The organism is Streptomyces sp. B21-083, assembly GCF_036898825.1.
Taxonomy (GTDB): domain Bacteria; phylum Actinomycetota; class Actinomycetes; order Streptomycetales; family Streptomycetaceae; genus Streptomyces.
Map to the genome: position 1 here is coordinate 31,682 of NZ_JARUND010000005.1, position 17,433 is coordinate 49,114.

A 17,433-nucleotide genomic window follows, 5' to 3' on the forward strand; every position below is an offset into this window, starting at 1 on the left:
GGGGTTCCTATCGGTTGAGGCGGCGAGCGGCAGCGGGCACGGTCACGCGGCCTTGGCCTTCCGTCCGGCCTTGGCCGCCTCGCGCTCCTCGGCCGCCTTGGCGAGCCATCCCGGGTGGGCGGCCTCGACGAGGTCCCGCAGGTACTGACTCGTGATGCCGGCATCACGGGCGACGGCGGACAGGTGGCCGTACTTGCTCGACGTGATCGCAGCCTTTACCGCAGCGTCGAGGAGCGCGGCCTTGTCGTCCTCGGCAGTCTTGGCGGACCGGTCGGCCTTCTTACGGAGTGCTTCGAGATCGGGTGTGGTGGTCATGGGGGCAGGATGACACGTTTGCAGATCCACTACAAGCAAGACTTGTAGATGTGCTGCAAGCATGGAAGAGTGTCGGTTGTCGGTGTGGCGCATGTGGCCGCACTTCTCTGTCTGGCACTATGACCAGCGGTCATACACAGTGAGGAACCGTCATATGGCTAAGGGCATGAGTAGCGAGCAAACGCTACGGGTGACCGTGGCTGCACTGATGCGCGCCACGGGTGAGAACCAGACCTCTTTGGCGCGTGGCCTGCGGATCACTCAGGGCGCGGTGTCGCGGAAGCAGGTCGGCAAGGCGGCGTGGTCGCTCGGCGACATCGACCGCCTGTCGGCGCACTACGGCGTTCCGGTCCCGGATCTCCTCTGCGGTCCGACGCACGCCGTGGAACAGCTCCCCCACATTCGCCGCGCCGCCATAATCGGCGGCACTCAGAGCGTCCTCACTGTTGCTTAACCGCTGGTCACATGCCGTGTCCGCGCCCCTACAGGCACGGCATAACCTGTAACCCACATACAACCGAACCAAATGCGGAAAGCCCCACCGGACTACTCGGGAGTTACCAGCTCCCGACCGATGAGGCTTACCGCATGACCGCGCTTAGGTCTTCTGTGAGTGTACCCACGCCTCCCCGGAGGTCACACCGCAGCGGGCCGGAAAGGCCGATTCGTGGCACCACATCGGGCGATCAGCCCGGACAACTGCCCCATGTGCCGCAGGATCTTTGCGGCACTTGAGGACCGACAGAAAGCCGATCCCGAGAAGCCGATCACGACCGAGGATCTCGGGAGCCTGGTCGGCCTCAAGAAGAGGGCGACGCAAAACCACCTCGCCCACATGTTCCAGCGCGGGCGCATCGACGCCGACCGGCGGACCCCGATCCCCGGCATTCCCGGCGTCGCTCAGCCGCAGCTCCCCGGCGCGATCGAGTGGGCCCGGAGCGTCGTCGAGTCCGACCCGATGTTCGCCCCCGACCCGACGTGCGCGAAGTGCTTGGTTGCCCTGGCGGGGTTCGGCTGGCGCGGCCAGATCGACCCGGCCGAGCTCGCCGCCGCCGCCGGGGTGTCGGTGCGGTCCATCGAGCGGCACCGGCCCCACCTCGTCGAATGGGATTACGTCCGGTTCCGCATCGCGACCGTGCCGACCGAGGGCACCGGGAAGTTCAAGGGCCGCAAGCCCTCGCGGTTCGAGCTGATGAGCGGGTTCTACGCCCGCCCCCTCACCGACGAGGAGCGCGCGCACGTCCCGGCGAGGGCGGCGGAGATCATCGACCGCGTCCGCTGGTACGTCGGCGTCTCCCCCGAGGAACGGTTCAACGCCGAGACGGCCGTCGGGTTCGTCCTGCGGGCCGGGTGGCCCGAGGAGGCGATCCTCAAGGCCCTCGACGCGAGCGAGGACCGGCACGCGTTCAACCCGAACGGCTACCTGCACAAGCTCTTGGGCAAGCTGCGCGGTCAGCGCTACCTGATCCCGGCTCAGGAGTCCGTCACGGGCGAGGGTTACCGGCGCCTCGCCGAGTGCTCGGTGTGCCGCAATACCACGTGGACGACCGCGCCCGCGACTCACCGCGTGCTGTGCGGCGGCGGCGTCTGCCTTGAGGCCGGTTCGGAACACGACACCCGCGACGTCCGTCCCCTGCACCGTTCGGCCTGAGAGGAGAGGACACAGTGAAGATCTTTAACGCGCTGCGCGCCAAGTTCCAGACCCGCGACATTCCCAAGACTCCTCGGGGCCGGTTCAACGCCCTGTTGCGCCGCGAGAAGGGCAACACAGCCAAGGTCGCCGAGCGCCTCGGCATCTCCCGACGTCAGGTTCAGCGCCTCGTCAAGGGTGAGCGGAAGATCGAGAACAGCAAGCCCGAGACCCTCGGCCGCCTCGAAAACGAGGTGCGGAAGGACCACCAGCCGCGCGTTACCGCCAAGGCACAGAAGGAGGCGCAGGACCGCGGCCTCGTCATCGAGACCCGAGCCGCGGTGGGATTCACATCGGACGCCGGCACGACGGATGACCCGCGGATGCGGCGCCTTACCGAGGAGGTCCCGCCCGAGCTGATTCCCGAGGTGTTCGAGGCCCTACGCAACGGGGACGAGGACAAGCTCAACGAGCTCGCGGCTAAGGCGGTGTCGCCGTACTTCTACACCCCGGGGACGGCCGCCAACGAGGACGAGCTCGGGATCGAGCTCACGGATATCGACTACATCGAGTGGGATTTCAGGGGATGACGACCATGACCGAGCAGACCTACGCCGCTCCCCTGGCCGTCCTCGACGCCGCCGACGGCGCCCTCGTCGCCTACCTTCCGAACGTGCAGCGCATCGACCTGCCGGGCGAGGTCACCGACCTTGCGACGGCCGCCGATTGGGCCCTCGGCTACGGCCTCGGCGCGGCCAAGCTGTCGCAGTACGGCGAGGACACCGGGCCCCTCCTGATCCTGACCGAGTCCGCCGTCGAGTTCCTCGGCCTCCCGCCCCGGCTGGACGACCGCAAGCGCCTGCGGGTGCCCGACGACGATCCGGCCGTCAAGGCTCTGACCGAGGCCGGGTGGACACTCAGCCGCGCGGGCCTCGGCGGCTGGTCCTTTCTGTTCCGTGACCGGACCGAGGTGCACGTCGCCGTGGTGCCGTGGGGCGCGTTCAGCGACAACATGCGGTGGGGTGACATGGCTTTCGTCGCCGCCGACCCCGGCGCCCTGGCGTACACCCTCGGCCTGTACGCCGAGCGGGTCATCAGCCCGACCGGCTCGACCGCCGGGTGCAGCCTGTCCCTGATGACGGCCGTACGGCCGCCGACGGTGGCCAAGTTCGACCGGGGCACCGGCCGTATGCGCCGCGTCCCGGTGCCCGGCTCGCTGCACAAGGCCGTAGACCCCGCGCCGCCCGAGGCGCCCGACGAGCACCCGATCGCGGCCGAGCGCACCCGCGAGGAGTCCAAGAGCCCGGCTCACGTCCTCGTCGAGGAGGCCCTCACTTGGTTCCGCGAGGCCACCGAGGAGGAGGCCGCGCTCCCGTACGTGGTCGGCCTCGACGTGAATACGGCGTTCCTCGCCGCAGCGAACAGGCTCACCGTGGGACTCGGCGAGGCGGTCTACACCGACGGCCCGGCGTTCGACAAGAAAATCCCGGGCGCATGGCTGGTCGACCTGTCCGGCGCCAAGCTGCACACCAAGGATCTCCGCACCAAGCAGTGGCGCGAGCTCCCCGAGAACTTCCCCTCGCCGTTCACGCCGGACGGACGGCCGCCGACCGGACCGGCCTGGTACGCGACGCCGACCCTGGCCTACGCGCAAGAGCTCGGGATCGAGGTCCGGCCGCTCGCGGCGTGGCTGCGCCCGGATGCCGGCGGATACCTCGACCTGTGGCACAACCGCCTTCGGTCGGCGTACATGGACACGCTCGCCGATCTCGGCATCACCGAGGACATGGACGAGGCGGCGTTCATCGACGCTATGGCCACGGTCAAGGCCCGTGACCCCGAGGCCGTCGCGCTCCTGTCCGCGATCAAGGCCACGGCAAAGGGCGGCATCGGCAAGATGCGCGAGAGGCCGCAGGGCAGCACCAAGCGCGAGGGACGCAACGCCCCGTGGGCGGCGCTCAAGCGGCCGACCTGGCGCCCTGATATCCGCGCGGCCGTGATCAGCGCCTCGCGCGTCGGGCAGCACCGGAAGATGGTCAAGGTCTGGAACGCCCTCGGCCTGGTCCCGCTCGCGGTCCTGGCGGACTGCGTGATCTACCCCTCGGCGCAGCCGACGGCCCTTGCCGTGATGGCACGCAAGGAGGACGGGAGTCCGCTCCCGGGCGCGTTCCGCCTCGGCCCGAACCCGGGGTTCGTCAAGCAAGAGGGGGTGCAGCCCATGCAGTGGTACCGGGACATGACCGCGAAGCGGGCGAACCCCGGCCGGTTCATCAAGGAGGGCCGCGACGCCGTCCGCGACGGCGAGTAGCGGTTCCCCGCGCACCACGGGCGGCGACGGAACGTCGTCATCGAGCGTCAACGGAAAGGGAGACCATGAAGGAAGAGGCTGCGATCGAGAGCGCTCGGGCTGTCTGGCCAGAGGCGGAAGGGTTCGAGCCCGCTCCGGGCGGCTGGACATTCCGAGTTGGAGGCGGCTACGCGTGGCTTACGGACTCCGGCGACGTGGCAGCCGATCCCGAAGGACTCCGGAGCCACGCGCGGCAGCGCATCACCACCCCCTGACCATCCCGACTACCAGGCGGGGCCCGGCGCATCGCGTCGGGCCCCGCCTCTTTTTCTATGCCCGAGAGATTCAACTCAACTTGTAACGTGACTTGCAGTTGACTTGCAGTCGTGGGAAGGTGAGCGGACCGCCCGCCGACGAGGAGCCGCACCGAATGCCTACCGAGTACGCCACCCGGACCGGGATCGCCGTCGACCACCACGGCCGAGGAGAGGCCCGCCTCGACTTCCCCCGCGCCGCCGGGAAGGGCAAGCCGCGCGCTGCCGCCGCCCGCCGCCTCGCGGTCATCTACAACGTGACGGCCCGGCACCCCTGGCGAACGCTGCACTACAACCCGGCGAGCCCGGACGCCCCCGCGCCGACGCCCGACGAGCTGCGCCTCGAACTGTCCGGCGAGCCCGAGCGCCTCGCCCGGTACCTGTCCGCCGTCCCGCGCTACCTCGCCCGCGTCGAGGCCCTCGCCACCAAGTCCGCCCGCGCCTACGGCCGGTGGGCCCGCAGCGTGGCCGCCGAGGACGCACTCGAATACGTCGATGCCGGCGGACGCCGGGCCTACGCCGCACGGTTCCGCGTCGAGGCGTTCGCGGCCGTGGCCGACTACCTCGGCATTACCGGCCTGCCGCCGCTCCCCGTCGACCCGGCCCGCCCCATGTGGGACCAGGCGCGAGCCGTGGCGTACGACGTCGTCAAGGCCGAGGGCCCGGTCGAGCTGCGCGCGATGCACGACCAGGCCGAGGCCGAGGAGATCCTCGCCCGCGCCGACCGCACGCCGAACCCGGCCGCCGAGGCGTTCGAGCGCGAGCTCGCCGAGCTGCACGACGCGCGGGCCCGGCGCAGCGCCCGCCTGTTCGCCGCGCTCGACGGCGCGGAGCTCCCCGCCGACGAGGAACCGGTCGAGGAGGCCGCGGCCGAGGACGTCGTCGAGGACCAGGAGGACGAGGAGCTCGTCGAGGTGCCGCTCACCCGGGTACAGCGCCGTTGGCTGCACACCGCCGCCGCGCACCCCGCCGGGCACTTCCCGAACGGCTGCAACCTGCGGACGCTCGCGGCCCTTGAGACCGCCGGATGCGTCGAGTGGGCACCGCCGTACAACCACGGCCGCCGCCTCCCGATCGCCGACTCGCTCAAGCCCCACCCGGGCACGGTCCGGATCACCGAGGCGGGACGGCGTCGGGCGGCGCGTGAGGAGCGTGAGCGCGTCGTGATCGTGCCGTGCGGTGGCCGCAAGGCGGTGTACGCCGACGGCCTGCGCAAGGGTGAGCCGGTTCCCGTCCTCCCGGCCGGTGAGATGTACGTCGGGAGCTACCACCGCGCCGCACGGCGTGCCGCCGACACCCTCACTCACGGCGGCCGGTCCGGGCGGGTGCTGATCCTGTCCGCGAAACACGGCCTCGTCGAGCTCACTGAGTGGATCATCACGTACGAGCTGCGGGCCGGTGACCCTGGCACGGTGGACGGCGAGACGCTCCGCAGGCAGGCGCACGAGCTCGGGATCTCGGGGGCAGCCGTGACGGTGCTCGGCGGCCGGGCGTACGTCGACCTCGCACGCGAGGCGTTCCCCGACCTTGGCGCGCCGCTCGCCGGTACGCGGGGGATCGGCGAACAGCTCGCGCGTCTGGCCTCGATCTACGATCCCGCCCGCCGCCCGGCCGAGGCCGACGCCGCGCAGCTCGCCGAGGACCAGGCCGACGAGCTCGCCCCGGCCGAGGTGTCGGTCGAGGCCCTCGCCGCGTCGGTCCCGGCGCGTCCGGCCGAGCTCGCCCCGGTTCCGGCGGTGCTGCGCGGCCGGCACTTCCGCCCGGCCGCGCGGTCGGTGTCGCGTGCCGTGTCGCGTGGCCCTCTGTCGCGCGCTGTGACCTGCGGAGACTCCCCGGACTCCCCGGGCCTGCGGCGGGCGCGACAGAGGGGCGTACAGGGCGGCGAGCGGCCCTGTCACCCGTACCAGTGGACCGCAGCGCGGCGGGACGTCGATCCTCCCGTGATCAGGCACGGTGAGCGGGTGCACCGCCCCGTGATCGCCCTCGCCGCCGCAGCCCTCGCCCTCCTGGCCACCGCCGGGTGCGTGTCTGTCTCCCCTGCCGACGGCTCGGCGCGCGCTCCCCACCACCGACCCGCCGCGCGCCCGGCGCCCGCGTTCACCGCGGCCGAGGTCACGCAGGCCCCGGCCGTCGAGGAGCTCGTGACAACCGGCCCGGCGCCCTCCTCGGCGTCCGCCGCTCCCTCCCGGCCGCAGCGCCGGGCCCCCGTCGACACTCCCCGGGAACGGGTCACGCACCGGCCCGCCGCACCCCGGGCGGTCCGTCCGCCGGCACCGCCTCACCGGGAACGTCCGGCGCCGGTCCGTCGGCCCGCGCCACGCACCCCGGGCCGGGCGCCGAGCTCGGCCGAGTACGGCATGAGGGACGTATGCCAGGCCGCGCAGGGTGTCACCGACCCGAGCCTCGCGGCGTTGTGCCGTGACACGTACGGCGGTTGAGGCCGGGGGAGCCTGTCGGTTCGGTCCGCGCGCCGACGCGCTCGGTTAACCCGTGCCGCGCACGCTTGATCACGGGCTAACGTCATCGCATGACGACACTCACACCCCCCGTGGTGATCCCCGGACAGGGGCGCAGGATCGCGTTCGTCGGCAAGGGCGGCACCGGCAAAAGCACGATCATCGCCCACATGCTCAAGCACTGGAACGCGTCCGGTATCCCGGCCTCGGCCATGGATGCCGACGAGCCCGGCGACGAGGAAAAGGGCAGCCTCCTGGAGTGGTCGGACGAGGCCGACCTCGGCGGACCGGTGTACCCGGCGCCGAACCGCTCCAAGGTCCGCGACCAGCTCGTGAAGTACACCCCGGAGGGCGGCCTTCTGGCCGTCGACACCGGGGCGTGGAACCGCAAGGCCGGGAACATGCACTTCGCCGTCTTGAGCGGCGTCGACCTCGCGGTGTTGACGCTTCCCCCGACCCGTATGGAGATGAACCGAGCCGGTTCGGTCCTCGCGGCGATCGACCACCTCGAAGAGGTCGGCGCGCACTTCCCGCGTCTCGTCATCTGCCTGACCCTGACGAACGCCTCGGCCAAGGCCGCTGACACCACGTACCGGGACCTGACCGGCGGCGGGTTCACCGTGCTCAAGACCCGCATTCCCCGCGTGGACAAGGAGGACGGTTACGGCCAGTCGTACGGCCTCGAACCGCCGCTCGTCGCCGGGTCACCGATGGACCTCCTCGCCGCCGAGCTCGCCAAGGAGGCAGCTGCGTGACGGTGGAGACGACAAACCGCGCCGACCTCCTCAACCGGGCCCGCAAGGGGAATCGGGCGGTCAAGAACAATGCCGCGCACCTGCCTGACCTGACGTCGGCCGTCTCCGGTGTGGCAGAGCTCGCCGACCAGCTCCCGGACCTCGACGACGTCCGGGAGGTCCCCGAGGACGACCGTTCCCCGCTCGACGAGACCGAGGCCCGACAGCGGGCCGTAACCGAGAGGGTCATTCACGCAGCCCTCGCGGCTGGTGACGCTGCAATCTGGGTGATCGGCAAGGCCCTGACGGTGGCGGCGAAAGGGAAGTTCCACCGGGATCAAGGCATGACGTTCGACGAGTACGCGCGAGCGGAAACCGGGAAGTCACCCGCGCACGCCCGACGATGGATGGACGGGGCGCCCCTCGCCCTGGCGGTGGCCGCCGCGACGTCGAGCACACCACCCGAGGGACACGTCCGGCCCCTGCGGAAGATCGAGAAGGAGATCGGGACGCGTCCCGCGATCGAGCTCTACCGCAGCGCGGACAAGGCATCCGGAGAGAAGGGCGGCCGGAAGGTCACCGGGGCCGTGCTCGTCGAGATCCGTAAGGAGCTCCCGGCCGAGCTCCCCGAGGATGCCGAGGAGGCCGCCGCCGTCGTACGGGAGGCCGCCCGCCGCGTCATGACCAAGCCGTCGGCACCCGAGGATTCCTCTCCAAATGGAGAGAAGACCGAGGGCGGCAACGAGGACCAGGAGCAGAGCGGCGAGGGGTCCGAGGCGAGCACCCCGCCGCCCGTCCGCGTCTCGGCACTCGTCCCGGCCTCGGTGGCGGCGACGCTCGACGAGTGGGCCGGATACCTCTCGCTCGGGCACCGGGTACCGCTCGACTCCTCGGACGTGCTCGCCGTCGCCGTCGAGCTCGCCGTGAGCAACGGCGCCCCGTCGCTCCAACTCCTTTCGGAGCGAATCGAGGCGCAGCACGCGGAGCACATAAGCCGGGGCGTGGACCGGTTCGAATGGCGACCGTCGCCCCGCTCCAAGTCCGTCCGGACGGCCGAGCGGCGCCCCAAGGGACACCCGGCCACGAAGAGATGGGCGCCTCGCTGCACGGCCCCGACCGAGAGTGCGAGCGCACCGCCGTGCGACGAGCTCGTGATCTGGAAGGTTGACGACGAGAAGCGCGGGACGTCGTTCTACTGCGACAAGCACCTACCCGCCGAGGACACCCCGCCCGGCATCTGGCGGGACTGACCCCGCCCGTTTCTCTCCAATTGGAGAGACCGCAGGAACCGCGACGGCCCCGGAGCTCCAAGGAGCTCCGGGGCCGCGGTGCGTCTGCCGGCATGTCTCACGCGCGAGGCGGTACCGCTTCCGGGTGGTCGTTGGGCCAGCCCCATTCGCCCGAGTCGTGGCCGTCGGCCGGGTCGTGGCCCGGCTCCTCCTGGCACTGCCACCAGTCGCCGACCTCGTCGGGGTACATCGCACTGCACTGCCCCGGCTCGGGGTTCGGCGGCGGCGGCAGGAAGCCGACACCCGCGAGGACGGTCGTCACGAACTCCTCGACCTTTTCCTCGCCCATGGCTTGCGCCCATTTGCCGAGGCTGTGACGGGTGGACTCGACGACCGAGGCGTACCGCTCCTCACTGATGACCTTGCGGGCCGTGTTCTGCGCCTCGACGTCTGCGGCGTCAGCCATAGCGGTTCCCCTCTCCGTTTACTGCGGGCCCCCACCTTGGCACGAGTTGTAGGTGACTTGCAAGTGCGGTTACAAGTTGAGGGGCGGGGGGCGACCCTCGCCGCCGAAACCGCCACCGAAACCGCCACGGCGCACCGAGGGCCCGCGCGGCGGCCTGCCGAGATGCCGAGAAACCGCAGGTCACCCCCGAAACCGCCAACTGATGCACCCCCTCGGTACCGAAACCGCCAAACGGTGCACCCCCTCGCCAACAGGGGTTATGACGAGTGCGCATGTTCTGTGAGCTGGGGACATACGGGCCGCCCACCCCGCCCATGCCGTCCCGTTCTGGCGCCACTCTCGAACCGAGTTGTAATTCAACTTGCAGTTGACCTACAACCTGTGTCACGGTGGGGCCCGTACCGATCCAGAGGGAGACCAGCACATGCAGGCATGGGCCAACACCGACAGCAACGACCTGTTTTTCCACGCGTTCACCAAGGGGGAGGACGGCCTCCGCGCCATGTGCAACAAGCGCATCCGGCCCGCCGAGCGCCACCGCCGAAGGGATGTCGGCCTGTTCACCGAGGACGAGGTTCGCCGCCTGCCGTTCCCCACCATTCACCTGTGCGAGCGCTGCACCGCCAAGACGGCCACCCCCGCCAAGACCACCGCGCCGGCACTCGCCGCGCAGGACGGCGAGGCGCCGCTCTACGTACGGGCCGAGGTCCGGCACGCTGCCGTGGGCAAGGGGCGGCGCGTGCACTACTCACCGAGCAATGACGACACCCTGTGCGGCCGGATCGTGTCCGCGTACCTCGACGTCGACGAGGCCGCCGAGCGCTTCGGGCGGGGCGACGAACTGTGCACGCGGTGCGTGGCCGCCGCCGAGGAACGGGCGTACGGAATCAGCCTCGGCGCCTCCTCGCAGCTCTCCCGGGCCGCCGCCGGATTCGGCGCAACGGTCGAGGCCGCCGAGGAGAACGGCCGCGCGTTCGTGGTCGACGAGGAGGCCCTCGACCACTTCGCGGACGTCACCCCGGACGCTCGGCCGTCGCTCGGTGAGGCGCTCGTGATCACGCGCGCCGACCGGGTCCGGTTCGGCGACACCGTGTTCGGTTGCCTCCCGGACAGGGAGGGCGCCCCGGCCGCCACCCTCGGCCACGTGATCATGCACTCGGACCCGTACACCGCCGCACCCCGCCCGTACGACTCGGCGTGCGGGTGCCTCGGCTGCGCGCAGGCTGCACCCCTGTCCGGTCCGGTGATCACCCTCGCCACCGAGACGCCGTGGGAGACCTGCGACCCGATCCCGGCCGCCTCGCTCGTCCTGATCCGCGAGGGCCGCCGCACTGCGGGCAGCGCCCCCCGGGATGCTGACAACCCCGACGCGCTCGCCGCGCTCGCCGTCCTCGACTCGCTGAGCCTCGCCACGGTCACCGACGAGCACGATTTCACCGGGGCCGACGAGTTCGACGGGCAGGCACACGGCGCGCTCGTCGAGCCTCGGGGCGCCGGGCGGGTGGCGGTGTACTGGCTCGCCGAGGGCCTCTACGTGGCCGGTGAGGAACGGGCGCCGCACCGTGCCGAGCTGCGCATCATCGCCGACCGGCTGAGCGGCGCCGGGTGGCGCATCGAGCCGGGTTCCGTCCGGTGCGTGTTCGCCTGGCGGCCGTCCGCCGAGGCGTAGCGCGACCAGAGGCCCACGCAGAGGGCCCCGACGGGTCGCACCCGTCGGGGCCCTCGCGTATGCGCAGCTAAGCCGCGCGGACGACACTCACCAGTCGAGCGCCGGACCGGCGAGACGGCCGTCATGCGTACTCGGCTCCTCGCCGTACACCGGCACGTCGTACGTGTCCCACCGGGGCGACTCGCCCCCGTCCGGGCACGTGCAGATGCCGCCCTCGTACATGAGGAGCTCGCACTCCTCGTCGTGGTCGAGGGGGCCGCGCCTCACCATGCGGAGGGCGGCGCGTTGTCGAGGTCGAAAGCCGGGGACCAGTCGGCGGCCGTAGGCCGCGGCCCGGCGGCCGGCACTTCCGAGGGCGGGCCGAGCTCGTCCTCGCCGGGCCGGTCGTCGTAGTCCTCGGGCGGGTCGACGTCGCCCTCGGGGCCGTCGTCGAGGTAGTCGGGCTCGGGCTCCTGGTCCTCCTCGGCGAGCGGCTCCTCGTCCTCCTGGTCCTCGTCGCCGTACCGGTCGTAGTCGTCCTCGGGGGTGGGGTAGGCGTCGGGGTCGAGCTCGTCCTCGTCGGCGTCGGCGTCGGCGTCGAACCCGGGGAAGTTCGGGTGTCGTACGCCGTCGTAGACGAGCGTCGTGAAGCCGTCGCCACCGTTCGGATTCGGGCGTTGCTCGCCCCACGGGATCTCGGGGAGGTCGACCGCCGCCTCGGCAGTCTCGCCGCACTCGGCGCACCGGTAGGTGTCCCACCATGACGTGATGCCCCAGAGCGAACCGGGGAAGCGGTCGACGTGGACGAGGCGGCCCCCGCATTCGACGTCGGCGCCCGCCTCGGTGCTGTACTCCTCGGCGCAGCCGTCGCCGTGGTGGCACTGCCCGGAGCACCGGCACGGCCGAGCCGGGTCCGGCTCGGGGCGCCATACCGCCTCGGCTCGCGCCCGCCGCCCGGGGGAGGCGTCGGCGGGCAGTGCACGAATGCCGAGCTCCTCGGCGGTGATGCCGAGCTCGGCCTCGGCGGCGGTCGGTTCGAGGACGTACGCCACGGCGGCCGGGTCGGGTGCCGGCGTCTCCTCGGTGGCGGTTTCGGCGAGCTCGGCCCGCGCCCGGTTCAGCGCGTCGTGATACCCGATGCCCTCGGTGTCTTGGATCTCTCGCGCCCGCTTCTGTGCGGCGTCACGCTTCGGCATGGCGATGCCCTCCCAGTGCCGGGCCTCGGTCCCCACGCCACCCGCCCGGTACGGAACGGATCGTCAGCTCACTGCCTGCGGACCGGTTTCCCGAGGGACCTTCTACCGTCGGTGCCCTGGCACGGCGTGGGCGCGCGGGCGGCGGTATGGGCGGCGGTTCCGCCCTCGGGAGAACCGTAGCGGAGGGCACCGACAGTCGAGGGCGAACGGGAGGGCGGTCCTACTTCCGGGGCAGGCCGGTGCACCCGGCGTAGGGCACCCATCGGCAGCTCGGCGCGCGCCCGTTGCAGTGCGGGCATACACCCGTGGTCGAGGTGAGCGGGAGGCCGTAGACCCACATCAGGCAGGAGGGTGCCCGGAGCGGCCCGTGTTCTTCGGGGCGGGGCCGGTGGTGCAGCGCAGGAAGGCGGTTCCAGCGCCGTTCCGCAGCGCCGCGTCCCGAGGGCTTTCCGGACGGTTCGGGCCGGTGCTGCTCTAGCCAGTAGGTCAGTGGGGGCCGTTCCCGGCGGGTGAGAGTGCCGGCGGGGGCGAGCTGCGCGACGGAGTCGAGCCACCGCTCGGGGGAGGCACTCGGGCGCCTGCGCCGCTCCTCCCACTTCCACATGACCTCGGCCAGGGCGACGGCCTCGGGGTAGACCGCGACGGGTGCCGCTCGGCGGCGGTGCCGCGTCATGTCGAGGACGTCCTCGCGCTCCCGCCACGCCTCGGCGACGAGTCCGGACGCCCACCACCAGAGGGTGACCTGATGAGCGTCCGTCACGAGAGCATCGGCGGCCGGGCCCAAGCGGTGCACCATCGCGCGGTGTCGGGCCAGGGCTCGCCCGAGGTCCGGGACGGGGCCGGTGTCGACGAGGTACCCGCCGTCATCACCGGCCATCCATCGACGGCCGCAGCCGCAGGGACGCCACCGGTGCCCCTCGGCAGCGAGCCACGCCCCGGGCTCCATACAGAGCGGGCAGGCAGGCAGGGGAGGGGCGCCAAGATCCCTCGGCCAGGGCTCGACGCGCGGCGCGTCAACGAGGCCGCCGGGCCGTACGCCGGGCAACGCCCGTGCGAGTTGCTCGGGCTCCCGGCCCACCAGGGCGGCGAGCTGCGCGAGGCCCTCCACGGAGAGGCGGACCTCCTCGCGCTGCGGCATGAGGCCGTCCTCGGGCACCTCGGGAGCGGCCTCGACGAGTGCCCCGAGAAGGGTGTCGACGGGTAGGCCGTTGGCGGTCGAGGTGCGGATCAGGAACGAGGCGAGGGTCTCGCCCTGAATCAGCGGGACGCGGATCGGGAGGTCATCCGCGGTGAGGTCTGCGCGGCCGGTGGCGTTCATGTCGGCACCGTGGCACACACCACCGACAGGGCGCCCGCGAACGGGTGACGTCGCCCCAGAAGAGGGCCCCGACGGCATCGCCCTATTGGCGCGTTCCTGTCAAGTTTCAGGGGATCTCACCCCTCTCGACCCCAGGGGCCGGACGGCTTTTTGATGCGACCCTGTCAAGTTTCAGGGAAGACGCCGGCACCCGACCCCCGAGGCCGGGGGAGGGGGCGGCGCCCGCTCCCGACGCCTCCTGTTCTCCCCGGACGCCTGTCGCGTGCCCTGTCGCGTGCCCTGTCGCATGGCGCCCTGTCGCGTGCTGTGACCTGCGCGGACACCCCGAGATCCCCCCGCCTGCGCCCGACGCGACAGGGCCCGCCCGACCGGTCCCTCGACCGCCACCTCGACCGCCACCTCGACCGCCGCCACCTCGACCGCCGCCACCTCGACCGCCGCCGGACGCTCGACGTCGGGCACCAAGAGGCCAACCTCCGCGTAGCGGGGGGTGGACAACAGGACACCCATACCGAGCCATGCAGGCGCGTCCCCTTCCCGTCCGCGCGCTACAACCGACCCGTTGTCGAGACGCTCGACACCGGTCAAGGTCACCGGGGCGCCCCACATTTCGGGGGACAGGGGACCGCCGTCCCCACGGACCGGCACGCACCGCCCCGGGGTCCGAACGACGTCCCCCGGCTCGACCGCCTCCCATGTGGTGACGCGCCACCCTTCCGGCGCCACGGTGCGGGCCCGCATCCGGCGCGCGGTGTCCGCCTCGGCCGCGGCCCGCACGTCGACCAACCCGACGAGTCGGGCCGCCGCCTCGGCGCGGCTGGTGTGGTCGGTCCGGCGCGTCTCGTCGAGACCGAGGGCCCACCATGTGCGGCGCGTCCGGTAGACGTGCCCGACCGGTGCGCCGTCGACCGACACCGGATAGCGGCCCTCGGCGTCCCGGCGGCCGAATCGGCACCGGGGTGTTTCCTCGACCGCCGCCTCGGTCGGGGCCGCCGGCACCGGAGCGGCCTCGGCCCGCGCAGCCTCGGCCGCGCGCTGGTTCCGTGTCCACTCCTCGCGATCCCGCGCGTACTCCGCCACCGTGGCACTCAGCGCGCGGACCCTGTCGGCCACCGGGGCGATACGGTCGGCCGCCTCGGTCCCGCGCTCCCGTGCGGCACGGTCGTGCAGCTCCTCGGCCGTCTCCAGCGCGGTACGCGCCTGCCGGTACCGGCCGCCCGGAACCTTCGTGTTCGCGTGCCGCGCGTCGTCCATCAGGGCCCGCATGATGACCAGTTCACCGGCCATGCGCTCACACAGCACCCGCGCGGCGTGCTCGCGGTTCCGCGCGTCGGCGATTGCCTCGGCCCGCCACTCGTCCGCGGACGTGTCGACGATGCGCACGGCCGTGCCCGCGTACCGGCTCACGGTGCAGTACCCGACGCTCCACCCCTTGACGGTCCCTCGGTCGGTAAGCGTCGGGTACGCAATGAACGGCGCGCCGTTGACCGCCGCAAGAGCCTGCCGCGCGATCCACACGAGACGGAGCGCGTTCGTCTCTCCGATGCGGCGGTCAACACCCTGCGCCCCGATCCACGCGTTCGGACGGCGCGCAGCCTCGTAGCGCTCCTCGGCGTCCGCGAGGGACCACTCCGCGCGCTGCAACTCGGCCGCCGCCGCCGCCTCGGCCTCGGCCCACGCGAAAGCCTCAGCGACCGTGCGCGCGTCCGCCTCGCACCCGTCGGCCAGCACACGCGCACGCTCGGCGCAGTCCCGCGCACGGGCGGGGTCCGTGATCTCCGCGCCGTCCCACCAGTCACGCCGCGCGGAAAGCTCAAGGTTGTACGCGGTCCGGGACCGGCGGTCGACACGGGCGAGAGCGGCCCGCACCCGCTTGCCCTCGGTCTCGTCGAGCCGCTCAACGGGCATCGCGTCATAGATGTTGGTCCGGTACCGGACGGCCGTCACCGTGAGCTCGTACGCCTCGGCCGCGCGGGACGCGTGTCCCTCCGCCTCCTCGGCCCACTGGCGCGCGGTCCGGCCGTCGCACGTCGCTACCGGTGCCGCAGGCTCGACCGCGGCCTCGGCCGCACGGACCGCCGCGCGCCGCTCCTCGGCCTCGGCCGGACCCTCCTCGGCACGCTCGATAGCCTCCTCGGCCTCGGCCCACTCACCGCACAGCATGAGCTGTCCAGCGGCGTGAAGCTCCTCGGCGTCCGACATGATCAGTTCGCCGATGCGGACCGCCTCGGGGTCGACCGTGCGCGCCGCACCCGACCCGTACCGGGCGAGCACCGCGCACATGATCTCTCGGCACGCGCACAGCCATTCGCCGCACCCCATGCACTCGTCATCGGCCGCGGTGCGCGCAGCCTCGGCCGCCTCCTTCGCAGCTTCGGCCGCCTCCTCGGCAGTGCCGAGGGACTCCCGCGCCGTCTCCCGCGCATCCTTCGCAGCCTCGTAAGCGCGGTCCGCCTCGGTCTCGTACAGGGCACCGGTAGCGGCCTCGGCGTACTTCCGGCACTCATTGGCCGCACGCTGCGCCCGCTGGAAAGCGCGCTTGCACTCGACGACCGCCTCGGCCGCTCCCTTGGCGTCCGCCTCGGCCTGGTCCGCCTCGGCGTCCGCCTCGGCCCAGGTACGCGCGGCCTCGGCCGCCTCCTGCGCCGTCTCTGCCGAGTGCTGGAATCCGCCCGCAGCGTCCGCGCACTTGCGCGCCTCGGCGAGTGCCTCCTCGGCCGTCTGTCCGGCCTTGACCGCGTCGAGGGCAGCACCCGCAGCAGTGACACCCGCCTCGGCCTCGGCGACCGTAGCGGCCTCGACGTCACCGGCCGGAACCTTGACCGGCGCGGCCTCGGCGTCCGGGGTGCCCGCGGCCTCGGACCGGTGGAAAGCGAGCGTCTCGCGGTAGCCGTGCGCGTTCGAGGCCAACCACTTGCCCGCGCGCCACGTGTACCGGAGTGCCCGGCGGTCGGACGGGGTGGCGAGAATCAGCGTCCACGCGTCGCGCTCCTGGTCCCGCTCGACCATGGCGCCCCACCCTCGACGGGTAGCCGTAGTGGCGAGCGTCCCCAGGTTGCGGGGTGCGCCACTCGACAGAGCGTCAGCAACGGGCATCGGGAGGGCGGTCGACGTCATGTGCGCGGTTCCTTTCGGCCGGTCCGCCGAGGCTTGCCCTCGGCGGTTGGTGCGGTTCCCACACTAGCCAACTTTCAGCCCAACTACAAGTTGAGTTACAACTTATTTGGCGAGTCGCATCCCGCGCGGCGGCCGGCACTTCCGCGGCCTCGGCCGAAACCGCCACGGGCCCCGGGGCGGTCGACACTGGACCCCCCGCGCACCCGTGACGATCACTCAGAAGGGGCCGCACGCGTCCCGTACGGGCGCCTGCCGCACCCGGACGCCGTTCGCGGCGTAGAGTCCGCACCCGCGCCCGGACGTCGCTAAGGGGCGCACGGCGCGGTTCGTCACCGGGTCCGATCTGTGGAAAAGGGGTGCACCATATGGCGGTTTCGAGGCTGACCAGCGGGAACACTCGCCACGGGGCCGAAACCGCCACGGGGTGCACTGCGGCCGGTAAGGGTTCAAACTTTGGCGCCGCTCCTTACTCGAACAGTCAGATGGGAACCGTTTTCAGTAAGAGGGGTCGGGGAAGGGCCGTTTCCGCTGGTCACGGCCGAAACCGCCAAGTGGTGCACCTCCCCCCCTCTGTTCGATTTCCGCAGTGTGGAAAAAGGGTGCACGTTTTGGCGGTTACGGTGATCACTTCGGAAGGGGTTCGAGGGCGGGAATGATCGAAAAATGGCGCTTGACCTGCGGAAATGATGTTGTCCACAGGGGTGCACCGTTTGGCGGTTTGTA

14 protein-coding genes are annotated in these 17,433 nt (G+C 71.8%); 8 read left to right on the forward strand and 6 right to left on the reverse strand.

Annotation, left to right across the window (positions count from 1 at the left end):
* Window positions 1-42 precede the first annotated feature (42 nt).
* A complete protein-coding gene (locus QA861_RS46850; RefSeq protein WP_334595284.1) occupies window positions 43-315 on the reverse strand; it encodes a hypothetical protein in 273 nt (90 codons plus the stop codon).
* Window positions 316-481: 166 nt separating this feature from the next.
* On the opposite strand from QA861_RS46850, the gene QA861_RS46855 reads away from it, so the two are divergent.
* The 7 genes from QA861_RS46855 to QA861_RS46885 all read left to right on the forward strand — a co-directional run bounded on the left by QA861_RS46855 (window position 482) and on the right by QA861_RS46885 (window position 8,986).
* Complete coding sequence (locus tag QA861_RS46855; RefSeq protein ID WP_334595285.1) at window positions 482-769, forward strand: helix-turn-helix domain-containing protein; 288 nt, start codon at window positions 482-484, stop codon at window positions 767-769.
* 252 nt (window positions 770-1,021) lie between these two features.
* On the forward strand, window positions 1,022-1,966 hold the full coding sequence (locus QA861_RS46860) for a hypothetical protein (protein WP_334595286.1): 945 nt from the start codon (window positions 1,022-1,024) through the stop codon (window positions 1,964-1,966).
* A 14-nt stretch (window positions 1,967-1,980) separates the two neighbouring features.
* Window positions 1,981-2,535 (forward strand): telomere-protecting terminal protein Tpg, encoded by a 555-nt coding sequence (tpg, locus tag QA861_RS46865; protein ID WP_334595287.1) that lies wholly within the window; start codon window positions 1,981-1,983, stop codon window positions 2,533-2,535.
* A gap of 5 nt (window positions 2,536-2,540) precedes the next feature.
* Window positions 2,541-4,253, forward strand: coding sequence for a telomere-associated protein Tap (tap, locus tag QA861_RS46870; protein ID WP_334595288.1), 1,713 nt, complete (start codon window positions 2,541-2,543; stop codon window positions 4,251-4,253).
* Window positions 4,254-4,662: 409 nt separating this feature from the next.
* On the forward strand, window positions 4,663-6,984 hold the full coding sequence (locus QA861_RS46875; protein WP_334595289.1) for a DUF6884 domain-containing protein: 2,322 nt from the start codon (window positions 4,663-4,665) through the stop codon (window positions 6,982-6,984).
* 89 nt (window positions 6,985-7,073) lie between these two features.
* A complete protein-coding gene (locus tag QA861_RS46880; protein ID WP_334595290.1) occupies window positions 7,074-7,757 on the forward strand; it encodes a hypothetical protein in 684 nt (227 codons plus the stop codon).
* Entirely contained in the window at window positions 7,754-8,986 is a 1,233-nt protein-coding gene (locus tag QA861_RS46885; protein WP_334595291.1) for a hypothetical protein, read from the forward strand. Before QA861_RS46880 ends, QA861_RS46885 begins: the two co-directional genes overlap by 4 nt.
* 97 nt (window positions 8,987-9,083) lie before the next feature.
* On the opposite strand, the gene QA861_RS46890 is transcribed toward QA861_RS46885, so the two are convergent.
* Window positions 9,084-9,431, reverse strand: coding sequence for a hypothetical protein (locus QA861_RS46890; RefSeq protein ID WP_334595292.1), 348 nt, complete (start codon window positions 9,429-9,431; stop codon window positions 9,084-9,086).
* A 424-nt stretch (window positions 9,432-9,855) separates the two neighbouring features.
* On the opposite strand from QA861_RS46890, the gene QA861_RS46895 reads away from it, so the two are divergent.
* Window positions 9,856-11,100: a hypothetical protein gene (locus QA861_RS46895; protein WP_334595293.1), complete on the forward strand. Its 1,245-nt coding sequence runs from the start codon at window positions 9,856-9,858 to the stop codon at window positions 11,098-11,100.
* A gap of 87 nt (window positions 11,101-11,187) precedes the next feature.
* Here the strand turns inward: QA861_RS46895 and QA861_RS46900 are convergent, their stop codons facing one another.
* The 4 genes from QA861_RS46900 to QA861_RS46915 all read right to left on the reverse strand — a co-directional run bounded on the left by QA861_RS46900 (window position 11,188) and on the right by QA861_RS46915 (window position 16,710).
* A complete protein-coding gene (locus tag QA861_RS46900) occupies window positions 11,188-11,370 on the reverse strand; it encodes a hypothetical protein (RefSeq protein WP_334595294.1) in 183 nt (60 codons plus the stop codon).
* Window positions 11,364-12,275, reverse strand: coding sequence for a hypothetical protein (locus QA861_RS46905; protein WP_334595295.1), 912 nt, complete (start codon window positions 12,273-12,275; stop codon window positions 11,364-11,366). Before QA861_RS46905 ends, QA861_RS46900 begins: the two co-directional genes overlap by 7 nt.
* Window positions 12,276-12,495: 220 nt before the next feature.
* Window positions 12,496-13,593, reverse strand: coding sequence for a TniQ family protein (locus QA861_RS46910; RefSeq protein ID WP_334595296.1), 1,098 nt, complete (start codon window positions 13,591-13,593; stop codon window positions 12,496-12,498).
* A gap of 171 nt (window positions 13,594-13,764) precedes the next feature.
* Window positions 13,765-16,710 (reverse strand): hypothetical protein, encoded by a 2,946-nt coding sequence (locus tag QA861_RS46915; protein WP_334595297.1) that lies wholly within the window; start codon window positions 16,708-16,710, stop codon window positions 13,765-13,767.
* Window positions 16,711-17,433 lie beyond the last annotated feature (723 nt).

Coding starts and splice junctions, on each gene's coding strand:
- QA861_RS46850 (WP_334595284.1), bottom strand. CDS start 315: ATGACCACCACACCCGATCTCGAAGCACTCCGTAAGAAGGCCGACCGG.
- QA861_RS46855 (WP_334595285.1), top strand. CDS start 482: ATGAGTAGCGAGCAAACGCTACGGGTGACCGTGGCTGCACTGATGCGC.
- QA861_RS46860 (WP_334595286.1), top strand. CDS start 1,022: ATGTGCCGCAGGATCTTTGCGGCACTTGAGGACCGACAGAAAGCCGAT.
- tap (WP_334595288.1), top strand. CDS start 2,541: ATGACCGAGCAGACCTACGCCGCTCCCCTGGCCGTCCTCGACGCCGCC.
- QA861_RS46875 (WP_334595289.1), top strand. CDS start 4,663: ATGCCTACCGAGTACGCCACCCGGACCGGGATCGCCGTCGACCACCAC.
- QA861_RS46880 (WP_334595290.1), top strand. CDS start 7,074: ATGACGACACTCACACCCCCCGTGGTGATCCCCGGACAGGGGCGCAGG.
- QA861_RS46890 (WP_334595292.1), bottom strand. CDS start 9,431: ATGGCTGACGCCGCAGACGTCGAGGCGCAGAACACGGCCCGCAAGGTC.
- QA861_RS46895 (WP_334595293.1), top strand. CDS start 9,856: ATGCAGGCATGGGCCAACACCGACAGCAACGACCTGTTTTTCCACGCG.
- QA861_RS46900 (WP_334595294.1), bottom strand. CDS start 11,370: ATGGTGAGGCGCGGCCCCCTCGACCACGACGAGGAGTGCGAGCTCCTC.
- QA861_RS46905 (WP_334595295.1), bottom strand. CDS start 12,275: ATGCCGAAGCGTGACGCCGCACAGAAGCGGGCGCGAGAGATCCAAGAC.
- QA861_RS46910 (WP_334595296.1), bottom strand. CDS start 13,593: ATGAACGCCACCGGCCGCGCAGACCTCACCGCGGATGACCTCCCGATC.
- QA861_RS46915 (WP_334595297.1), bottom strand. CDS start 16,710: ATGACGTCGACCGCCCTCCCGATGCCCGTTGCTGACGCTCTGTCGAGT.